A 19,505-nucleotide genomic window follows, 5' to 3' on the forward strand; every position below is an offset into this window, starting at 1 on the left:
CCAAGGGTACCGGGCACCCCATGAACGGCTCCCCGGGATTACTGTCCGACCGCCTAGGTGGCACCCATCGGACACCTATCCATAAAGTGGGGCAATGCGCACAGGCGAGCCCCTGCCGTCCGTCGGGGAGGTCCTCGCCGCCCTCGCGACCGGGCTGTGGCACTGGGACACGGCCGCCGGCCTGGTCACCCTGGACGCGGAGGCGGCGCGGCTGCTCGGGCTGCCCGCGCGGCCGGTCACCCTCACCGAGGCCCAGGCCCGGGCCCGGCTGCACCCCGTCGACTGGAACGAGGTCGCCGGGGTGGTGCGGCTGGCCGCCGCCGAGGGCACCCTCGCCGAGGTCCGCATCCGGGTCATGGACGCCGACGGCCGCATCCTGCGGGTCGTCCGCAGCCGCTCCAAGCCGTCCTTCGACCCCGAGCGGCGCACCTACGAACTCTTCGGCACCCTCCAGGAGGTGACCGAGCCCGCCCCGGGCACGGCCGCGGCCCGCAGCGCGGTCACCGGCGACTGGCGGCGCTCCCGGGAGGCGTTCCTGCTGGACGCGGGCCGGGCGCTGGCCGAGGCGCGGTCCACGGCCGAGGTGCTGCGGGTGGCGGGGGGCCTGTCGATGCCCGGCTTCTCCCCGGACGGGCTCGTGGTCTACGGCGTGGAGGGCGACCGGCTGACGATCACCGGCCAGCACGGACACCACCCCGGCGACATGAACCCCTTCTCCAACATGCCGCTGGACACCGACTACCCGGCCGCCGAGGTGGTCCGCACCGGGCGGGCCGTCTACCTGTCCTCCCCGGAGGAGTACCGGGACCGCTACCCGGCCACCTGGCCGCTCGCCCGGCGCTTCGGCCGCCACTCGTGGGCGTTCCTGCCGCTGACGGCCGCCGGGCGCACGATGGGCGCCTGGATGGCCGCGTTCACCTACCCGGTGGCGTTCACGCCCGACGAGCGCGCGGTGCTCACCACGGTCGCCCGGATGCTCGCCCAGGCGCTGTCCCGGGCCGGTGCCGCCGAGTCGGAGCGGGAGCTGGCGGAGGGCCTGCAACGCTCCATGCTGCCGTCGCTGGGTCCCGAGGTCCCGGGGATGCGGATCGCCGCCCGGTACATCCCGACCGGCGGCGGACTCCAGGTGGGCGGCGACTGGTACGACATGATCCCGCTGCCCTCCGGCCGCTTCGCCCTGGTCATCGGGGACGTCCAGGGCCATGACGTGCGCGCCGCCGGGATCATGGGCCAGCTGCGGATCGCGCTGCGCGCCTACGCCGCCGAGGGACACCGGCCGGACGCCGTGCTCTCCCGCGCCTCCCGCTTCCTGAACGGGGTCACCGACGGCTCCGGGCCCGGCGCCCCCGCCGACCCGCGCTTCGCGACCTGCCTGTACGTGGAGGCCGACCCGGTGACCGGCCTGCTGGAGGTCGCCCGCGCCGGGCACCCGGACCCGGTGATCCGGATGGCGGACGGCACGGTGATGATGCGGCCGACGGCGGGCGGGCTGCCGCTGGGCGTCGACCCGGACGCCGACTACCCGACGACCCGGTTCACCCTCGAACCCGACGAGACGCTGATGCTGTGCACCGACGGCCTGATCGAGACCGGCGGGCACGACCTGGAGAGCGGCTGGCGCAGGCTGCGGGTGCTGCTGGAGGACCACCGCCCGGGGGAGTACCGCCAGGAGGACCTGGAGGAGCTGGCCGACGCGCTGGTGCAGGCGGTGCACGGGCCGTCCTCGCACCACACCACCGGCCCGCTGGCCGACCGCCGCGAGGACGACATCGCGCTGGTGCTGCTGTGCCGGCCGGCCGCGGCCTGCGGACGCGACGGCACCGCCACGGCCGGGCCCCCGGTGCGGCGCACCCTGCTGTCGGTGGCCCAGGACGAGCCGGACCGGATCGCCGAGGCCCGCCAGCACCTGCGCGAGCTGCTGCACGACTGGGCCTCGCCCGAGCAGGTGGACTCGGCGGTGCTGCTGGTCTCCGAGATGGTCACCAACGTGCTGGTGCACACCGACGCCGACGCGCTGCTGCTCGCCGAGGTCCTCTGCGGCGAGGGCGGGCGGCGGCTGCGGGTGGAGGTCTTCGACACCGGCGACGACCTCCCGCACAAGCGCCGCCCCGGCGAACTGGCCTCCTCCGGCCGCGGCCTGATGCTGATCGAACTCCTCGCGGACACGTGGGGGGTGGTCCCCCGGGGCGAGGGCAAGAGCATCTGGTTCGAACTGGGGGAACGGACGGGGGCGAAAGCGCCCGGGACCCCGCCGGGCTCGTACGTCCCGTAGGCACGCTAGCGGTCGCCCGGCCGGCCGCCCGGCGGTTGCTCCGGGCGGTCCGGCGGTTCGCCGCGGCGGTCCCGCAGCTCCGCCCAGACCCCGAAGGCCGCCGCGGTCACCGGTACCGCGAGGAGCATGCCGAGGATGCCCGCGACGGAGGCGCCCGCGGTGATCGCCACCAGCACCACGGCCGGGTGCATCTGCACGGTCCGGCTCTGGATCACCGGTTGCAGCACATGCCCCTCCAGCACCTGCACCGCGAGCACCACCCCGAGCGCCCACAGGGCGATCACCAGGCCCCGGTCGGCGAGGGCGACCAGCACGGCCACCGCGCCGGAGATGAAGGCACCGAGATAGGGGATGTAGGCGCCCACGAAGACGAGCGCGCCGAGCCCGATCGCGCCGGGCACCCTGAGGACCAGCAGGCCGACGGTGATGCACAGGGCGTCGATGAGCGCGATGAAGGTCGTCCCGCGCATGAACCCCTCCACCGCGGCGAAGGCCCGCCGGGCGATGGCCTCCAGGGTGTCGGCGCTGCCACCGGGCGCGACGGCGCGCAGGGCCACGAGGGCGCGGCGGGAGTCGCGCAGGAAGAAGAAGACGAGCAGCAGTGCGAGGACGGCCATGGCGACGCCCTCGGCGACCGCACCGACCCCGCTGACGACGTTGGACACGGCCGTCCCGCCGAACCTGCGCAGCAGTTCGGGCGCCTTGGCCACGAGGTCGTCCAGGCCGGCCCCCGCGGCCCCGAAGTGCCGGGCGACCCCTTTGGCGGCGTCCCGCAGCGAGGCGCTGATCTCCGCGCCGCTGTCGACGAGCGCGGCGACGACGATGTACACGGCGCCGCCGACGACGGCCACGACGGCGGCACAGGTAAGCCCGGCCGCCACCGACGCCCGCACCCCCGCCCGCACCAGCCGCCGGTACAGCGGTCCGAGCAGCGCGGTGCCGAGCAGGGCGAGCAGCACCGGCGTGACGGCCGTCCGCAGCTCACCGCACAGCCGTACGCCGACCCAGCCCACCCCCGCGACGAGCAGCAGCACGACACACCAGGCGGCGAGGCGACGCACGGGTTCGGGCAGCGGGAGCACCGTCCCAGCCGAACACACACACCACCCGCTGTCCCGCCGCACGGGGCCGTACGGGCGAGGCAGCCGCACGGGGCCGTACGGGCGAGGCACGCCCGCCGGCCTCGGGAGGACTCGGGCCCCGCCGCCCCCGGCCGTCACGTACCCCGGCCGCCCGGGAGTCCGGGACGGCGGAACAGCCCCGGCCCCTGCCCCGGCTGAGAGTGGCGATTCAGTCGCTGACGATAGCGGCCAGGTCGGTCAGTCGGTCGATTCGCCAGTCCGCCGTCGCGATGACGTCCGGGTCACTGGCCCAGAGATGCCCCCATGGTCCCCGGCGCAGGTGCGCGGTCCGTAGTCCGGCTGCCGCCGCGGGGAATACGTCGTTGGCCGGGTGGTCGCCGACATACAGCGTCTCCTCGGCCGGGGCCTGCCCGGCCTCGACGGCCCGCTGGAAGAACTCCGGTTGCGGCTTGGCTACGCCCCACTCACCGGACGTCGCGATCACGTCCGCCGGCAGGTCAAGGGCCCGAAGCAGATCACCAGCGCGGGCGGTCTGGTTCCCGGCGATGACGACCCGGACGCCGAGTCGACGCAGCTCGGCCAGTGCGGGCCGGACGTCGTCGTACAGGTCACTGTCGTCCAGGTGCTCGCCACGGCCGGCGGCCTCCCGTGCCCGGTACTCGGCTGTGACGTTGATGTCGGGTCGGACGAGGCGGAGGGCGTCAGCGTTATCGCGGCCCTGCGCAACGACCGCTCCGACGAGCGCGGAGAGCGTGTGGCGGGGGACGTCCAGCCAGTCAGCCCACGATGCCCAGTACCGATCGTCTCGAACGAGTGTCTCCCCGACGTCGAAGATCACAGCGCGAATCATGCGGGCAGGGTACCGGGCACGGTGAAAGGCCCCCTCCCGCTCGCAGGCGAGAACAGGGCACGCGGATCAGGGGTACTGCCGACGCTACGGATCGTGCGTTCGGTTGATGGCATTCACCAGGTCCGCCCGCCGCGCCCACAGGGTGACGTCGCAACCGGCGTCGGCCAGGACGAGGGAGAACGCGGTTCCCCACGATCCGGCTCCGTAGACGGCAACGCGACGAGACATAAGGGTGACTCCTTCAGTCCTCGGGGCGCCTCAATGCAACCGTGACCGCCTGCCGGCCCGCGAGAGCCGGCCCGCGCGTCCTGGCCTCCGTGAGCATGCTGTCCGCCTGGTCGTTGCCGAGCTGGGCGCGCAGCTCCGCCTCGTGCTCGATCCACAGTTGGTAGAGGCGCTGCCACATCGCTGGTTCGTGCTGCCGTTCCTCCTCGGCGTCCAGGATCAGCCCGGTGCCCGCCGCCTGTTCCTTCCACGGTGGCAGGACCGGCCGGGTCCGGTTGCGACCGGAGGTGAGGACCGCCCGGGCGCCGGGCTTGAGCACCCGCCGGCTCTCCTCCAGCACCGCGCGCCGGTCCCGCGCGAACCCGATGGCGTCTACGCAGACCAGGCCGTCCGCGTACCGGGAGGGCAGCCCGGTGGAGGCCAGGGAGCCCTGGAAGAACTCCGCCCGCTCCGGCGGCACGCCTAACTGCCGGGCGCGGCCGGCGGCCAGGCCGCGCGCCGAGCAGCAGCACAACGCACCAAGCGGCGAGCCGGCGCACGGGTGGGCAACGGGAGCACCGTCCCAGCCGATCACGCGCACCGCCCGCTGTTCCGCCGAACGGGGCCGGGCCGGCCGCCCCCGGTCGTCACGTACCACCGCCACCCGGGGAGCCGGGACGGCGGAACGGCTCCCACACCGGCTCCGGCTCCAAAACGTCGATCACGGCGATGTCGACGGCCGTGACCGCCATGCCCAGGTCCTGTCCGGCCGAGCGGAGGACCGTCCGGCGCACCTGGTGGACCCGCTCGGGCAGCGGGTGGTCGAGAGCGGCGGCCAGGGTCATGGTCACCCGCACGCCGATGCCGTCGCCCACGGGTACGAGCCGGCAGGCGGCGGCCCTGGCACCGGGGACCGTGTCGGCGGCCCGCCGGAGCACCTTCGCCGCGGCGCTCTCGGCGATGCGCGGTTCCCGGCCGGGGCCGGCCACGGGCAGCAGCCGGCCGCGCCGTACCTCCGCCCTGACGGTGTCCATGACGCGTGCGGCGAGCGCGCGGAGGCCGGGCGGGTCCTCGGCGCGCAGCGCCCGGGTGGCCGCGCTCACCGCGGCCAGTCCCTCGGCGGCCTCACGGCAGTGGGGGCAGGAGCGGGTGTGCGGATCGGCGGCCGGCACCGCGTCCCGGGCCTGTTCCCAGGCCCGGCTGAGCAGCCGGCCGCAGGAAAGTACCTCATCGCCCTCGAACGGAGGTCCGTCGGCGGCGGGCGGTTCGGAAGGCCGCGTCCGCGGGCCGTCTAGCGCCATGGGCTCATCGCCTCCTGGAGGGACCGGCGGGCCCGGAACAGCCGGCCGCGCACCGTCTGTTCGCTGGTCCGGGTCACCTGGGAGATCTCCTTGTAGGACAGGCCCTGCACCTCCCGCAGGATCCAGCAGATCCGCTGCCCGGCGGCCAGATCGCCGAGCGCGCGGCACAGGGCGGCGGTGGCCGCGTCCTGCTCGGCGAACCGGGCGGGCTGGCTCCAGGCGTCCTTCGCCGCGGGCTCGGCGACGGCGTCCAGCGGGAGCGGTGACGGCCGGCGACGGCGCATGGTCAGGCAGCGGTTGACGGTGATCCGGTGCATCCAGGTACGGAACTCCGCGCCGTGGCGGTATTCCGGGAGCCGCCGCCAGGCGCTGACGAAGGCGTCCTGAACGGCCTCCTCGGCGTCCTGGGGGTCGCCGAGCATGCAGCGGGCCAGGGCCAGCAGGGGCCGGCCGTGCCGCTGGACGAGAACGGCGAAGGAGTCCTCGTCCCCCTCGGCCGCCCGTACGGCCAGCAAGCCGTCCGGCAGGTCGCGCACTGGCAGGCCGGGTTCCGGTGGTGGTGGGACAGTGCGTTCGATCATGACGCCCCGCACGAGGCTCGGGGCCGTCCGGGTACCCGGGAGGGAGTTGTGATGCACGTCACACTTCATTCGCGTGAGGAACGCGCTGCCCGTTATGTCCAACTCTGCGACGGGCGCCACACCGGTGTCCGACCGAGCGACCGATCGAGGCGACCGCCATGACGGACAACATCACCAGCGTCGGCGGGGGCGGCGGGCCCGACACGGGCGTGAGCGCGCTCAAGGGCCGTACCGGAGCCGGGGCTCCGGCCGAGACACGGGGGAGGACCACCATCGCGGACGGCGTGGTGGCCAAGATCGCGGGCATGGCCGCCCGCGAGGTGCCGGGCATCTACAGCCTGGGAGCGGGGATGGCCCGCGCCTTCGGCGCCATGCGGGAACGCGTCCCCGGAGGAGCCGCGGGAGCCGTCACACGGGGAGTGAAGGTCGAGGTCGGCGAGCGTCAGGCCGCGGTGGACCTGGACGTCGTCGTCGAGTACGGCGTCTCCATCGTCGACGTCGCGGGCAACGTCCGCACCAACGTCATCGGCGCCGTGGAGCGGATGACCGGCCTGGAGGTCGTCGAGGTGAACGTCGCCGTCGACGATGTCCGGCTGCCCGACGACGAGGAAGAGGCCGAACCGGACGAGGGCCGCGTGAGGTGAGTACACGATGAACGCAGCGACGACGGGCCTCGCGGCCGGCATGGCCCTGGGCTTCGCCGGTTACTTCGGCGGCTTCTGGGCTTTTCTGCTGGTGCTGGTCCTGGGCGCGGTGGGGCTGCTCGCCGGTCTCGGCGTACAGGGCGACCTCGACCTCCGGGCCCGGAGGCAGCGGTGAGGACCGGGCGCGGCTCCCCCGGCGGGGCGTCGGGGGAACCGGCGCCGGGTGCCGGTCTGCCGCCTCCGGCCGACCGGGGCGCCACCGTCATCCCGGACCGGGTGGTCGCCCGTATCGCGACCCAGGCCGCGCGCACGGCCCAGTCCCGGCGCGCCGCCGTACCGCCGGAGCGTGGCGGGCCGACGGCACCCAGCGCCACCGCCGCCGTCCGTACCGGGTCGGTGCGCCTGCACCTGGCCCTGGACCTGCCCTATCCCACCGACATCCCCCAGGTCTGTGCGCGAATCCGGCGGGACGTCGCCGACCGGGTGGCCCAGCTGACCGGCCTGCGGGTGGGAGAGGTCACCCTCACCGTCCGGCGGCTGGTGACCGCCGCCGGAACGGGCCGGGGGCGGGTCCGGTGACCGGCCGCACGGCGGTCCCGGCCACCGGGCGCGCCACGCGGGAAGGGGCAGCCCGATGACACCCGACCCGGGCCCCGACCGCTCCGCGCAGCGTGCCACGGTGCCGCTGACGAAGGAGCCCGCTCCGCCCGGACGCGACGTGCCGGGCGGTGGGCGCGGCAGCGGGCGCCGGACCCGCCGGCCGTGGTCCGCGCGCCGCGTCCCGGCCGCGCTGGTCGCCGCGGTGGTCGTCGTCGCGGCGGTCGCGGCGCTGGCCGACGTCATCGCCGTACGGGCGGGACGCCCGGCGGCGGCGTGGCGACGGCACCTGGCCGACGCGCTGGCCACCCGCCCCGTGGACGACGTGTGGATGCTCACGGGCGCCGCCGTGGCCGCCGCCGCCGGCGTCTGGCTGCTCGTCCTGGCCCTCACTCCCGGTCTACGGCACTGGCTGCCCCTGCGCCGCCCCGCCGACTGCCCCCGGCTGCGGGCCGCCCTGGACCGGGACGGGGCCGCCGCCCTGCTGCGGGACGCCGCGACGCGGGTCCCCGGGGTCGGCGCGGCGCGCGTCCGGGTACGCCGCCACCGCGTCAAAGCCCGCGCGGACGTCCGCTTCCGAGACCCCCGGCAGGTGAAGGAGGACCTCACCGCCGCCCTCGACGAGGAGTGCGACCGGCTGGCCCTCGCCCGTCCTCCCCGCGTCGCCGTACGCGTGCGGCGACGCACCGACTGACCGACGCAGCACCGGAGCCCGTCATGACGCCGCGATCCATCCTCAACCGCAGTCTGCTGGGCCTCGCCGGACTGGTCCTGCTCGGGGGCGGGCTGCTGATCCTCTTCGCCGGGCTGGACCTGTACCGGCGGCGCGGTCTGGTCCCGCCCGACGGCTGGCCCCTGACCGCCCCGGCCGACGTCCTGCTCGGGTCCGCCGACCGGACCCGCTGGAGCGGCCAGGGCTGGTGGTGGTGGCCCGCGGTGATCGCCGCGCTCGCCCTCGTCGCCCTGCTCGCCCTGTGGTGGCTGCTCGCCCAGCTGCGCCGGCGCCGCCCCGGCTCCCTGCCCGTCGGCGGCACACCCCCGCAGGAAGGCGTCGAACTGCGCGACCGGGCGCTGAGCGACGCGATCGCGGCCGAGGCCGGGGCCCTGCCGGGGGTCGACCACGCGACCGTACGCATCACCGGCCGGCCCGCCCGCCACCACACCCGCGTCGGGCTCACCCTCGCTCCCGGGGCCGCGCCGGGCGCCACCCTCGGCGCCCTCTGCGAAGGCCCCCTCCGCACCGCTCGCCGGTCCACCGGCCGGCCCGACCCGCCCACGGAGGTACGCCTCCACGTCACCCGCCACAAGCCGCACCGCGCGGAGTAGGCGGGAAGCGGAGCGTTTCCGCTCACGTCCCCGGAGAGCCGGTGCCGACCGGTCGCCTCCCGTCCTCGGTACCCGGCCGCCGGAGCCCGTTCCTACATTCCGCCCTCGGTCATCCCGTGCACGGCCGGAACGGTCCCCAGGCGGCCCTTGCGGAAGTCCTCGAACGCCTGCTGGAGCTCCTCGCGGGTGTTCATGACGAACGGGCCGTAGTGGGCCATCGGCTCACGGATCGGCCGGCCGCCGAGGAGGACGACCTCCAGGTCCGGGGTGTGGGAGTCCTGCCGCTCGTCCGCGCGCACGGTCAGCGAGCCTCCCGCGCCGAAGACGGCCGTCTGGCCGAGGTGAATCGGCCGGCGCTCCCTGCCGACGCTGCCGCGGCCCGCGAGGACGTACGCCAGCCCGTTGAAGTCCTCCCGCCACGGCAACGTGACCTCCGCACCCGGTGCCACCGTCGCGTGGATCATCGTGATCGGCGTGTGCGTGACGCCGGGCCCGGCGTGCCCGTCCAGCTCACCGGCGATCACACGCAGCAGCGCGCCGCCGTCGGGCGTGGTCAGCAGCTGGACGTTGCCGCCGCGGATGTCCTGGTAGCGCGGGGCCATCATCTTGTCCTCGGCGGGGAGGTTCACCCACAGCTGGAGACCGTGGAAGAGGCCGCCGGACACGACCAGCGACTCCGGCGGGGCCTCGATGTGCAGCAGGCCGGAGCCGGCCGTCATCCACTGGGTGTCGCCGTTGGTGATGGTGCCCCCGCCGCCGTGCGAGTCCTGGTGGTCGAAGACGCCGTCGATGATGTAGGTGACGGTCTCGAAGCCGCGGTGCGGGTGCCAGGGGGTGCCTTTGGGCTCGCCCGGCGCGTACTCCACCTCCCCCATCTGGTCCATCATGATGAACGGGTCGAGGTGGCGGTAGTTGATCCCGGCGAACGCCCGGCGCACCGGGAATCCCTCACCCTCGAAACCGCTCGGGGCGGTCGTGACGGCGAGCACGGGACGTGCCACGGCATCGGCGGGAGCGGTCACACGGGGCAGCGTCAACGGGTTCTCGACGGTCACTGCGGGCATGGCGGGTACCTCCTTGGTACGCCCACTTTAGTTGAGCGTTGAACTTCTTGTCGCCCACAACAGAAGAGGCCCGGAGAGAATTCCCTCCGGGACCGCGTCCGGGTGACCGCTCAGCCGCCGCCGTACATGCGCCGCATCGCGAAGTCGACCATCTGCTCGACCGCCTTGGCGTCGAACACGATCCGGTGCTCGCCCTCCATGTCCAGGACGAAGCCGTAACCGGTGGGCAGCAGGTCGATCACCTCGGCGCCGGTGATGACGAAGTACTTGGACTCCTTGCCCGCGTACCGGCGCAGCTCCTTCAGCGAGGTGAACATCGGGATCACCGGCTGCTGGGTGTTGTGCAGCGCGAGGAAGCCCGGGGTGTCGCCGCGCGGGCAGTACACCTTGGAGGTGGCGAAGATCTGCTGGAAGTCCTCGGCGGCCATCTGCCCGGTGGTGAAGGCGCGCACCGCGTCCGCGAGCGAGGGCGGGGACGGCTCCGGATAGAGCGGCGGCTGCTGGCCGTACCCGCCGACACCGCCCGGCATCTGCTGCTGCGGCGGGGCGTACTGCTGCTGAGCGCCCACGTTCTGGTCGTAGCCGTACATGAGCAGAAGCGTACCGAGCCGCCCCGCCACCCGGATGGACTACGGCACAGGAACTCCGCGCGCCGGCCGGGGAGGAGCGCCGGGCACCGGCCCCACCCGAACGGCGAGGGCGCGCGGGGGTGTTCACGGGGCGCTCAGGGGGCATGCACCTGGCATGTACAAGGCGCCCTCAGCGCCACTTGAGACGCGTCACAGATGCCCGGATCGGGGTTGCGTCTTATTACCGACGGGTAGCATCATCGTAGCTACTTGTTGGTACGTGAACTAGGTGCGAGGAGTCAGTGCCTCGCCGATCCCTCTACGGAGCCGTCGCCATGGGGCACTACAAGTCGAATCTCCGCGACATCGAGTTCAACCTCTTCGAAGTACTCGGGCGCGACAAGGTGTACGGCACCGGCCCGTTCGAGGAGATGGACGTCGACACCGCCAAGAGCATCCTGGAGGAGATGACCCGCCTCTCGGAGAACGAGCTGGCCGAGTCCTTCGCCGACGCCGACCGCAACCCGCCGGTCTTCGACCCCGAGACCAACACCGCGCCGGTCCCGGCGTCCTTCAAGAAGAGCTACCAGGCCTTCATGGACTCCGAGTACTGGCGGCTCGGCCTGCCCGAGGAGATCGGCGGCACCACCTCGCCGCGCTCCCTGATCTGGGCCTACGCCGAGCTGATCCTGGGCGCCAACCCGGCCGTGTGGATGTACTCCTCGGGCCCCGCGTTCGCCGGCATCCTCTTCGAGGAGGGCAACGAGGTCCAGAAGCACATCGCCAAGATCGCCACCGAGAAGCAGTGGGGCTCCACCATGGTGCTCACCGAGCCCGACGCGGGCTCCGACGTGGGCGCCGGCCGCACCAAGGCCGTCCAGCAGGAGGACGGCTCCTGGCACATCGAGGGCGTGAAGCGCTTCATCACCTCCGGTGAGCACGACATGTCGGAGAACATCCTTCACTACGTGCTCGCGCGTCCCGAGGGCGCCGGCCCCGGCACCAAGGGCCTGTCCCTCTTCCTCGTGCCGAAGTACCTGTTCGACTTCGAGACCGGCGAGCTGGGCGAGCGCAACGGCGTCTACGCCACCAACGTCGAGCACAAGATGGGCCTGAAGGTCTCCAACACGTGCGAGATGACCTTCGGCGACCAGCACCCCGCCAAGGGCTGGCTGATCGGCGACAAGCACGACGGCATCCGCCAGATGTTCCGCATCATCGAGTTCGCCCGCATGATGGTCGGCACGAAGGCGATCTCCACGCTGTCCACCGGCTACCTGAACGCGCTGGAGTACGCCAAGGAGCGCGTCCAGGGCCCGGACCTGGCGAACTTCATGGACAAGACCGCGCCCAAGGTCACCATCACCCACCACCCCGACGTGCGCCGCTCGCTGATGACGCAGAAGGCGTACGCGGAGGGCATGCGCGCCCTGGTGCTGTACACCGCCTCGGTCCAGGACGCCATCCAGATCAAGGAGGCGAACGGCGAGGACGCCTCCGCCGAGCACGCGCTGAACGACCTGCTGCTGCCGATCGTCAAGGGCTACGGCTCCGAGAAGGGCTACGAGCAGCTCGCCCAGTCGCTGCAGACCTTCGGCGGCTCCGGCTTCCTCCAGGAGTACCCGGTCGAGCAGTACATCCGGGACTCCAAGATCGACACCCTGTACGAGGGCACCACGGCGATCCAGGGCCAGGACTTCTTCTTCCGGAAGATCGTCCGCAACCAGGGCGCCGCGCTGAACTCACTCGCCGAGGACATCAAGAAGTTCCTGGCGCTCGGCACCGGCGGCGAGGAGCTGGCCGGCGCCCGCGAGCAGCTGGCCAAGGCGGCCGTGGAGCTGGAGGCGATCGTCGGCCTGATGCTGACCGACCTGGCCGCCACCGAGCAGGACACCAAGAACATCTACAAGGTGGGCCTGAACACCACCCGCCTGCTCATGGCCTCCGGTGACGTGGTCGTCGGCTACCTCCTCCTCAAGGGCGCCGCGGTCGCCGCCGAGAAGCTGGCCACCGCCTCGGCGAAGGACAAGGCCTTCTACACCGGCAAGATCGCCGCGGCGAAGTTCTTCGCGGCGAACGTCCTGCCGGGCGTCACCCTCGCCCGCAAGGTCGCCGGCAACGTGGAGCTGGACCTGATGGAACTGGACGAGGCCGCGTTCTAGGCCCCGGCGTCCCGGGCGCCCGGTTTCCCGACGTTCCGGACGTCCCCGTCGATTCCTCGCACGGGCCCGCTCTCTTTCCGGGAGCGGGCCCGTGCACGTCGTTAAGGTGAATCCCATGAGCGCACCATCCCGCCCGTCACCCGACGCCGCCCCTTCAGCGAGCGCTGCGCGCGCGCCTCTCACCTTCGACCGCGGCCACACCGACGACCTGATGTCCTTCCTGGCGGCGAGCCCGTCGCCGTACCACGCCGTGGCGAACACCGCCGAGCGGCTGGAGAAGGCGGGCTTCCGGCAGGTCGCGGAGACGGACGCCTGGGACGGGACGCACGGGGGCAAGTACGTGCTGCGCGGCGGCGCGATCGTGGCCTGGTACGTGCCCGAGGGCGCCGAGGCGCACACCCCCTTCCACATCATCGGCGCGCACACCGACTCCCCCAGCCTGAGGGTCAAGCCGCGCCCGGACAGCGGGGCGCACGGCTGGCGTCAGGTCGCCGTGGAGATCTACGGCGGCCCGCTGCTCAACTCCTGGCTGGACCGGGACCTCGGGCTGGCCGGCCGGCTGACCCTGCGCGACGGCTCGTCCGTCCTGGTCAACGTGGACCGGCCGCTGCTGCGGGTGCCGCAGCTCGCCATCCACCTGGACCGCTCGGTCGGCACCGAGGGGCTCAAACTCGACAAGCAGCGGCACCTCCAGCCGGTGTGGGGCCTCGGCGACCAGGTGGGCGACGGCGACCTCATCGCCTTCCTGGAGCAGGAGGCCGGGCTGACCGAGGGCTCGGTGACCGGCTGGGACCTGATGACCCATCCGGTGGAGCCGCCGGCCTACCTCGGCCGGGACCGGGAGCTGGTCGCCGGCCCGCGCATGGACAACCTGCTGTCCGTGCACGCCGGCGCCGCCGCCCTCACCGCCGTCGCGGCCTCCGGCGCCCCGCTCACCCGCATCCCGGTGCTGGCCGCCTTCGACCACGAGGAGAACGGCTCCCAGTCGGACACCGGCGCGGACGGCCCGCTGCTCGGCTCCGTCCTGGAGCGCTCGGTGCTCGCGCGCGGCGGGTCGTTCGAGGACCGGGCCCGCGCCTTCGCCGCCTCGGTCTGCCTGTCCTCCGACACCGGTCACGCCGTGCACCCCAACTACGCCGAGCGGCACGACCCGACGCACCACCCGCGGGTCAACGGCGGACCGATCCTCAAGGTCAACGTCAACAACCGCTACGCGACCGACGGTTCGGGCCGCGCGGTGTTCGCCGCCGCCTGCGAGAAGGCGGGCGTGCCCTTCCAGAGCTTCGTGTCGAACAACTCCATGCCGTGCGGCACCACCATCGGCCCGATCACCGCGGCCCGGCACGGCATCCGCACCGTCGACATCGGCGTGGCGATCCTGTCCATGCACAGCGTCCGCGAACTGTGCGGCGCGGACGACCCGTTCCTCCTCGCGAACGCCCTGACGGCCTTCCTGGAGGGCTAGGTCCTGCCCCCAGGGCCTAGCCGGGACCCCGCCGGGTACCCGGACGGCACCGGAGATTCCGGAACCGGAAGGGGAGGCGAGGTCTCATGGGTCTCGGCGGATGCATCATCCTCATCGGCGTGGGGGCCATTCTGACGTTCGCGACCGACTGGCACATGAAGGGCGTCAACGTCACCGTCGTCGGCCTGATCCTGATGGCTGTGGGCCTGATCGGCGTCGCGACGTTCAGCGGGATCGCCCGCCGCCGCCGCGTGGTCGTCCCGCCGACGACACCGGTGGTGGAGGAGGAGCCCCACCGCCACCACCGCGTCGACGGCTACTCGGACGGCTACGGCGTCTGACGCGCCGTCCGCCTACTGCTCGTCCATGCCCGCCAGGACGAGCGGCAGACGGTCCGTCCCGCCCGCTGTGAGGCGCAGCGGGACACCCCAGTCCTGCTGGTGCACGTGACAGGCGGGGTATTGGGTGGCGGGGTCGTCGTCACAGCTGGCGGCCATCGCGGAGACGTGCAGGACGCCCTCGGACACGGCCGGGTTCAGTTCCAGCTCGCGGGACAGGTCCGTGTCCGCCCCTTCGCCCTTGAGCAGCAGCTCGGGCGGGGTGGCGGAGACCAGCAGGCGGGTCGAGGGGCCGTAGCGGGTGTCGAGCTTCTGGCCGGCCGGGGCCTGGAAGATCACGTCCAGGCGAAGGCGGCCGGGGGCTACCTCGGTGGCCGCCCGCCGGGTGCGGTGGGCGACCGACTCCACGCGCACCGCCTCCTCGGGCAGCCGCAGCCGGGTCAGCCGGTGCCGGGCCGACTCCACCACCACGATGTCCTCGCCGACGAGGACGGCGTCGCTGGGCTCGCGCAGATCGGTGGCGAGCGTGGTGACCTCGCCGGTGGCGGGGTCGTAGCGGCGCAGGGCGTGGTTGTAGGTGTCGGCGACGGCGACCGAGCCGTCCGGCAGGGCGGTCACGCCCAGCGGGTGCTGCAAGAGCGCCTGGCCGGCGGCGCCGTCCCGGTGGCCGAAGTCGAACAGCCCGGTGCCCACGGCGGTGTGCACGTGCCCGTCGGTGTCCACCCAGCGCAGGGCGCTCGTCTCGGAGTCGGCGAGCCACAGCCGGTCGGCGGTGGCCGCGAGGCCGGAGGGCTGGGCGAACCAGGCCTCGGCGCCGGGACCGTCCACCAGGCCCTCGTTGGTGGTGCCGGCCGCCACGGCCACCGTCCCGCCGTCCGGGTCGTAGGTCCACAGCTGGTGCACGCCCGCCATCGCGATCCACACCTTGCCGCCGAAGACCGCCACGTCCCACGGGGAGGAGAGGTCCACCTCGCGGGCCGGGCCGGAGGTGGCCGAGCCCTGCCACCACTGCCTGCCGGTACCCGCCAGGGTGGTCACCTCGCCGGTGGCGAGCTCCAGGCGGCGCAGGGCGTGGTTCACGGTGTCGGCGACCACCACGGAGCCGTCGTCCAGCAGGGCGAGACCCTGCGGCTCGTTGAAGGACGCCTGGTCCGGGCCGCCGTCGGCGAAGCCGCGCGTGCCGGTGCCGAGCCGCCGCAGAACCGTCTCGGCGTCCTCGGCCAGCTCCACCAGCTGGTGCCGGGTGGTGTCGCTGACCAGGAAGTTCCCCGAGGGCAGCAGCAGCGCCTTGCCGGGAAAGCGCAGCGTCGTCGGCTCGGGCTCCGGCGGCACGTAGGGGCCGTCGCCGCGGCGCAGGGTGCCCTTCGCCTCGTGCTCGGCCTCCAGCTCCTCGACCAGCCGCTCGATGGCGTGCGCGTGGCCCTCGCCGGCGTGCTGGGCGACGACGTAGCCCTCGGGGTCGATCACCACGAGGGTGGGCCAGGCGCGCACCGCGTACTGCTTCCAGGTGGCCAGCTCCGGGTCGTCCAGGACCGGGTGCGCCACGCCGTAGCGCTCGACGGCGTCCACGACGGCCTGGTGGTCGGCCTCGTGCACGAACTTCGGCGAGTGCACCCCGATCACCACGAGCGTGTCCCGGTGCTTCTCCTCCAGCTCGCGCAGCTCGTCCAGGACGTGCAGGCAGTTGATGCAGCAGAAGGTCCAGAAGTCCAGGACGACTATGCGTCCACGCAGGTCGGCAAGGGTGTACTGCTGGTCTCCCGTGTTCAGCCAGCCGCCCTTGCCGATCAGCTCGGGGGCGCGTACTCGGGTGCGTCGGGGTGCGGGGTCGGTCATGGATCCAGGGTGCCACCTCGCGCCGACGGACGTTCCGGCGCCTGTGGACAACTGTTCCCGTCACTGTTTCCGGGCCGGCCCGGCTGTGGACAACTCTGCCGGCCCGACCCGGCTGTGGATAAGGGCGGCCCGGCGCCCTCAGTCCTGGCGGACCACGTTCCGGCCGGGGCCGCCGGAGAGGGTGTCGCGGCCCGGGCCGCCGTAGAGCCGGTCGTTGCCGCTGTTGCCGTAGAGCTTGTCGTTGCCGCTGTTGCCGTACAGGACGTCGTCGCCCTTGCCGCCGTACAGCTCGTCGGCGCCGGTGCCGCCGGTGATCGTGTCCCTGCCGTCGTCGCCGGACAGGGACTGGGACCCGGCACCGCCGCGCAGCGTGTCATTGCCTTTGCCGCCCTGCGCGATGTTGCCGCCGCCGGCCGCGTTGATCGTGTCGTTGCCGTCGCCGCCCCAGGCCAGGCCCTCCTTGCCGACCGTGAGGGTGTCGTCGCCCGCGTCGCCCGAAACGTAGGCGCCGTCGAGGCGGCCCGAGTCGGTCGCCTTGTCGTCGCCGGCGCCCAGCGAGATCTCGGCGTAGGAGTAGATCTGGTCGGTGGCGTTCTTGTAGGCGACCGTGTCGCCGCGGTCGCCGAGGTCCATGACCAGGGCGGCGTAGGGGTCCTGGCTGTCCACGAGGGTGACCGTGCAGGAGACCTTCGTGTGGTCCGCGGCGACGGGGTGGCCGCAGCCGTGGCCCGCCCCGACCGGCACCACGTCGTCGATGAGATAGGTGATGCCCGTGCGGTCGGCGGTGAGCGAGGCGGTGACGGTGACCTTGTTGGCCTGGCCGGCGGCGGCCTTGTAGGCGAGCTGCCAGTCGTACTGGTTGACCTCGGCGGTGGCCGGAGCCGGCGCGGCACCGGCCGGGCCGGCCAGGGTGAGCGGGACGGCCAGGGCCGTACCGAGGACGAGGGCCGTCACCGGGACGGCGCGGAGCACCCGGCGGCGGGCGGGACGAGCGAGCATGGCAAACCTCCGAGAGGACGTGCGCGACCGTGCGTCTTACGCACCTTCCGACTCGGACTGCTCCCGCTTGGTTGGGCGACTTCCGTGACAACGCGAGAAGTTCACCGGCCCGCCGCTCCGACGCCGGGTGGATTCCACCGCCCGGTCAGCCGAGGGCGTGGCCCGCGGTGACGTCCACGTGGTCCGGTACCTCCTCGTGCCGGTCGCCCACCGTGAGGGTGCCGGCGGGCTCGAAGAGCATGATCTCGGTGGGCACGCGCGCGTACGGCTTGTGTTCGGTGCCGCGCGGGACGGTGAACACCGAGCCCCTGGGCAGCACCACCGTGCGCTCGCCGGCCGGCTCGCGCAGACCTATGTGCAGCTCCCCGGACAGGACCAGGAAGAACTCGTCGGTGTTCTCGTGCACGTGCCAGAGGTGCTCGCCCTCCACCTTCGCCACGCGCACGTCGTAGTCGTTGACCGTGGTGACGATGCGGGGGCTCCACTGCTCGGTGAAGGAGGCGAGGGCCTGCGCGAGGAGGACCGGTGCTGTGTGTTCCGTGTGTGCCATGCGCTCATCGTGCGGGTGGCCGGGCCGCCGTACGAGTGCTAGGAATCGCATATGCCGCAAGAATCCTCTCAGGCCCCGCACCGGGTGGCGGTGCTCGTCGACGCGGGCACCAACCCGTTCGAGGTCGGTGTCGCCACCGAGATGTTCGGGCTGCCCCGCCCCGAACTGGGCCTGAACGGGCCCCTCTACGAGGTGACGCTGTGCGCGCCCGGCCCCGAGATCCGGATGAACCACGGCTTCTTCACCATGGGCGGCCTGTCCGGCCTGGAAGCGGTGGACACCGCCGGCACCCTGATCGTGCCCGGCCGCCCGGACAACGTCGTGCCGCGCGGGCCGGACGTCCTGGCCGCGATCCGCCGCGCCCACGCGCGGGGCGCCCGCGTCGTCAGCTTCTGCACCGGCAGTTTCGCGCTCGCCGAGGCCGGGCTGCTGGACGGCCGCCGGGCCACCACCCACTGGATGTGGGCGGAGACCTTCCGGGACCTGCATCCCGCGGTGCGGCTGGAGCCCGATGTGCTGTTCGTCGACGAGGGCGACATCCTCACCGCGGCGGGCAGCGCCGCGGCGCTCGACCTCGGGCTGCACATCTGGCGCCGCGACCACGGGGCGGAGATGGCGAACGCCGTCTCCCGGCGCCTGGTCTTCGCCGCCCACCGCGACGGCGGGCAACGCCAGTTCGTGGAGCGCCCGGTGCCCGAGGTGCCCGACGAGTCCCTCGGCCCGCTGCTGGCCTGGGCGCAGGAACGCCTGGGCGAGCCGCTGACCGTCGCCGCTCTCGCCGCCCGCGCCGCCGTCTCGCCGGCCACCCTGCACCGCCGCTTCCGCAGCCAGCTCGGCACGACACCGCTGGCCTGGCTCACCGGGGAGCGCGTGGCGCTGGCCTGCCGGCTGATCGAGCGGGGCGAGGAGCGGCTGGACGTGGTGGCGGCGCGCAGCGGCCTGGGCACGGCGGCCAACCTGCGCGCCCGGCTGCGCCGCCAGACGGGGCTGAGCCCGTCGGCGTACCGCAAGCGGTTCGGCGGGGTGCCGGGAGAGGGGGCCGTGCCCGTATGACGGCTTTGTGACGACCGCCCAGCGCCGGGGAAGCATGCACCGTATGAGATTCCTCGTACGCGACCGGATCCTCGGCATCGGTGACGACTGGTGGATCGAGGACGAGCACGGCCGGAAGACCTACCTCGTCGACGGCAAGGCCATGCGGCTGCGGGACACCTTCGAGCTGAAGGACACCGAGGGGCGGGTCCTGATCGACATCCACCAGAAGATGTTCGCGCTGCGCGACACCATGGTGATCGAACGGGACGGCGAGGCCCTGGCCCGCGTCCGGCGCAAGCGGCTGTCCCTGCTCCGCAACCACTACCGGGTCGCCCTGGCGGACGGCACCGAGCTGGACGTGAGCGGCAGAGTCCTGGACCGCGAGTTCGCCGTCGAGTACGACGGCGAACTCCTGGCGGTGATCACCCGCCGCTGGCTGACCGTCCGCGACACCTACGGCGTGGACGTCGTCCGGGACGACGCCGATCCGGCACTGCTGATCGCGGTCGCGGTGTGCGTGATCCACCTCGCCGAGAAGGAGGGCGAGGAGGACTGATACCGGCCGCGAGAGAGTACTGATCCCGGCCCCGCGGGAGAGGACTGACTACGGCCGCGGGAGGGGCCCGACCG

The 19,505-nt window shown here is 73.2% G+C and carries 21 protein-coding genes and 1 pseudogene; 11 read left to right on the forward strand and 11 right to left on the reverse strand.

Annotation, left to right across the window (positions count from 1 at the left end):
* The first annotated feature begins 94 nt into the window (after positions 1–94).
* The gene (locus Srubr_RS30880; RefSeq protein ID WP_189995138.1) at positions 95–2,272 is read left to right on the forward strand and encodes a SpoIIE family protein phosphatase; all 2,178 of its coding nucleotides are present in this window, start codon (positions 95–97) and stop codon (positions 2,270–2,272) included.
* Positions 2,273–2,277: 5 nt separating this feature from the next.
* Here the strand turns inward: Srubr_RS30880 and Srubr_RS30885 are convergent, their stop codons facing one another.
* The 6 genes and pseudogenes from Srubr_RS30885 to Srubr_RS30910 form a co-directional block, all read right to left on the reverse strand.
* Positions 2,278–3,354, reverse strand: a complete 1,077-nt coding sequence (locus Srubr_RS30885; RefSeq protein ID WP_189995137.1) for an AI-2E family transporter — start codon at positions 3,352–3,354, stop codon at positions 2,278–2,280.
* A gap of 208 nt (positions 3,355–3,562) precedes the next feature.
* Entirely contained in the window at positions 3,563–4,204 is a 642-nt protein-coding gene (locus tag Srubr_RS30890; protein ID WP_189995136.1) for an HAD family hydrolase, read from the reverse strand.
* Between the two features lie 96 nt (positions 4,205–4,300).
* Positions 4,301–4,432, reverse strand: a pseudogene (locus tag Srubr_RS30895) (2-dehydropantoate 2-reductase N-terminal domain-containing protein); the annotation flags it as partial.
* Between the two features lie 13 nt (positions 4,433–4,445).
* A complete protein-coding gene (locus Srubr_RS30900; protein ID WP_189995135.1) occupies positions 4,446–5,072 on the reverse strand; it encodes a class I SAM-dependent methyltransferase in 627 nt (208 codons plus the stop codon).
* The gene (locus Srubr_RS30905) at positions 5,056–5,709 is read right to left on the reverse strand and encodes a hypothetical protein (protein ID WP_189995134.1); all 654 of its coding nucleotides are present in this window, start codon (positions 5,707–5,709) and stop codon (positions 5,056–5,058) included. Before Srubr_RS30905 ends, Srubr_RS30900 begins: the two co-directional genes overlap by 17 nt.
* A complete protein-coding gene (locus tag Srubr_RS30910; protein ID WP_189995133.1) occupies positions 5,700–6,290 on the reverse strand; it encodes an RNA polymerase sigma factor in 591 nt (196 codons plus the stop codon). The genes Srubr_RS30905 and Srubr_RS30910 overlap by 10 nt, the downstream gene beginning before the upstream one ends.
* Positions 6,291–6,448: 158 nt before the next feature.
* Between Srubr_RS30910 and Srubr_RS30915 the strand changes: the two genes are divergently transcribed.
* The 5 genes from Srubr_RS30915 to Srubr_RS30935 are packed head-to-tail and all read left to right on the forward strand — an operon-like array spanning position 6,449 to position 8,857.
* Positions 6,449–6,934 carry an Asp23/Gls24 family envelope stress response protein gene (locus tag Srubr_RS30915; RefSeq protein WP_189995132.1) on the forward strand — a complete coding sequence of 162 codons (486 nt, stop codon included), beginning with the start codon at positions 6,449–6,451 and terminating at the stop codon, positions 6,932–6,934.
* Positions 6,935–6,941: 7 nt separating this feature from the next.
* On the forward strand, positions 6,942–7,109 hold the full coding sequence (locus tag Srubr_RS30920; RefSeq protein ID WP_189995130.1) for a hypothetical protein: 168 nt from the start codon (positions 6,942–6,944) through the stop codon (positions 7,107–7,109).
* A complete protein-coding gene (locus tag Srubr_RS30925; protein WP_189995129.1) occupies positions 7,106–7,513 on the forward strand; it encodes an Asp23/Gls24 family envelope stress response protein in 408 nt (135 codons plus the stop codon). The genes Srubr_RS30920 and Srubr_RS30925 overlap by 4 nt, the downstream gene beginning before the upstream one ends.
* A gap of 55 nt (positions 7,514–7,568) precedes the next feature.
* On the forward strand, positions 7,569–8,225 hold the full coding sequence (locus Srubr_RS30930) for a DUF6286 domain-containing protein (RefSeq protein ID WP_229926669.1): 657 nt from the start codon (positions 7,569–7,571) through the stop codon (positions 8,223–8,225).
* Positions 8,226–8,248: 23 nt separating this feature from the next.
* Positions 8,249–8,857: an alkaline shock response membrane anchor protein AmaP gene (locus Srubr_RS30935; protein ID WP_189995128.1), complete on the forward strand. Its 609-nt coding sequence runs from the start codon at positions 8,249–8,251 to the stop codon at positions 8,855–8,857.
* Between the two features lie 92 nt (positions 8,858–8,949).
* Here Srubr_RS30935 and Srubr_RS30940 read toward each other — a convergent pair whose 3' ends face one another.
* Positions 8,950–9,921, reverse strand: a complete 972-nt coding sequence (locus Srubr_RS30940) for a pirin family protein (protein WP_203855066.1) — start codon at positions 9,919–9,921, stop codon at positions 8,950–8,952.
* Between the two features lie 110 nt (positions 9,922–10,031).
* Entirely contained in the window at positions 10,032–10,511 is a 480-nt protein-coding gene (locus tag Srubr_RS30945; protein ID WP_030609496.1) for an SseB family protein, read from the reverse strand.
* 314 nt (positions 10,512–10,825) lie between these two features.
* On the opposite strand from Srubr_RS30945, the gene Srubr_RS30950 reads away from it, so the two are divergent.
* The 3 genes from Srubr_RS30950 to Srubr_RS30960 all read left to right on the forward strand — a co-directional run bounded on the left by Srubr_RS30950 (position 10,826) and on the right by Srubr_RS30960 (position 14,458).
* Positions 10,826–12,652 (forward strand): acyl-CoA dehydrogenase, encoded by a 1,827-nt coding sequence (locus tag Srubr_RS30950; protein ID WP_189995338.1) that lies wholly within the window; start codon positions 10,826–10,828, stop codon positions 12,650–12,652.
* Positions 12,653–12,767: 115 nt separating this feature from the next.
* Entirely contained in the window at positions 12,768–14,117 is a 1,350-nt protein-coding gene (locus Srubr_RS30955; protein ID WP_189995127.1) for a M18 family aminopeptidase, read from the forward strand.
* A gap of 86 nt (positions 14,118–14,203) precedes the next feature.
* Positions 14,204–14,458 (forward strand): hypothetical protein, encoded by a 255-nt coding sequence (locus Srubr_RS30960; protein WP_030609484.1) that lies wholly within the window; start codon positions 14,204–14,206, stop codon positions 14,456–14,458.
* A gap of 12 nt (positions 14,459–14,470) precedes the next feature.
* Here Srubr_RS30960 and Srubr_RS30965 read toward each other — a convergent pair whose 3' ends face one another.
* The 3 genes from Srubr_RS30965 to Srubr_RS30975 form a co-directional block, all read right to left on the reverse strand.
* Positions 14,471–16,291 (reverse strand): thioredoxin-like domain-containing protein, encoded by a 1,821-nt coding sequence (locus tag Srubr_RS30965; RefSeq protein ID WP_189995126.1) that lies wholly within the window; start codon positions 16,289–16,291, stop codon positions 14,471–14,473.
* 138 nt (positions 16,292–16,429) lie between these two features.
* The gene (locus Srubr_RS30970; protein WP_189995125.1) at positions 16,430–17,290 is read right to left on the reverse strand and encodes a calcium-binding protein; all 861 of its coding nucleotides are present in this window, start codon (positions 17,288–17,290) and stop codon (positions 16,430–16,432) included.
* 145 nt (positions 17,291–17,435) lie between these two features.
* Positions 17,436–17,840 (reverse strand): cupin domain-containing protein, encoded by a 405-nt coding sequence (locus Srubr_RS30975; protein WP_229926667.1) that lies wholly within the window; start codon positions 17,838–17,840, stop codon positions 17,436–17,438.
* A gap of 51 nt (positions 17,841–17,891) precedes the next feature.
* On the opposite strand from Srubr_RS30975, the gene Srubr_RS30980 reads away from it, so the two are divergent.
* On the forward strand, positions 17,892–18,893 hold the full coding sequence (locus Srubr_RS30980; RefSeq protein ID WP_189995122.1) for a helix-turn-helix domain-containing protein: 1,002 nt from the start codon (positions 17,892–17,894) through the stop codon (positions 18,891–18,893).
* Positions 18,894–18,936: 43 nt separating this feature from the next.
* The gene (locus Srubr_RS30985; RefSeq protein WP_189995120.1) at positions 18,937–19,431 is read left to right on the forward strand and encodes an LURP-one-related/scramblase family protein; all 495 of its coding nucleotides are present in this window, start codon (positions 18,937–18,939) and stop codon (positions 19,429–19,431) included.
* Positions 19,432–19,505: the final 74 nt, after the last annotated feature.

Source organism: Streptomyces rubradiris, from assembly GCF_016860525.1.
Lineage (GTDB): Bacteria > Actinomycetota > Actinomycetes > Streptomycetales > Streptomycetaceae > Streptomyces > Streptomyces rubradiris.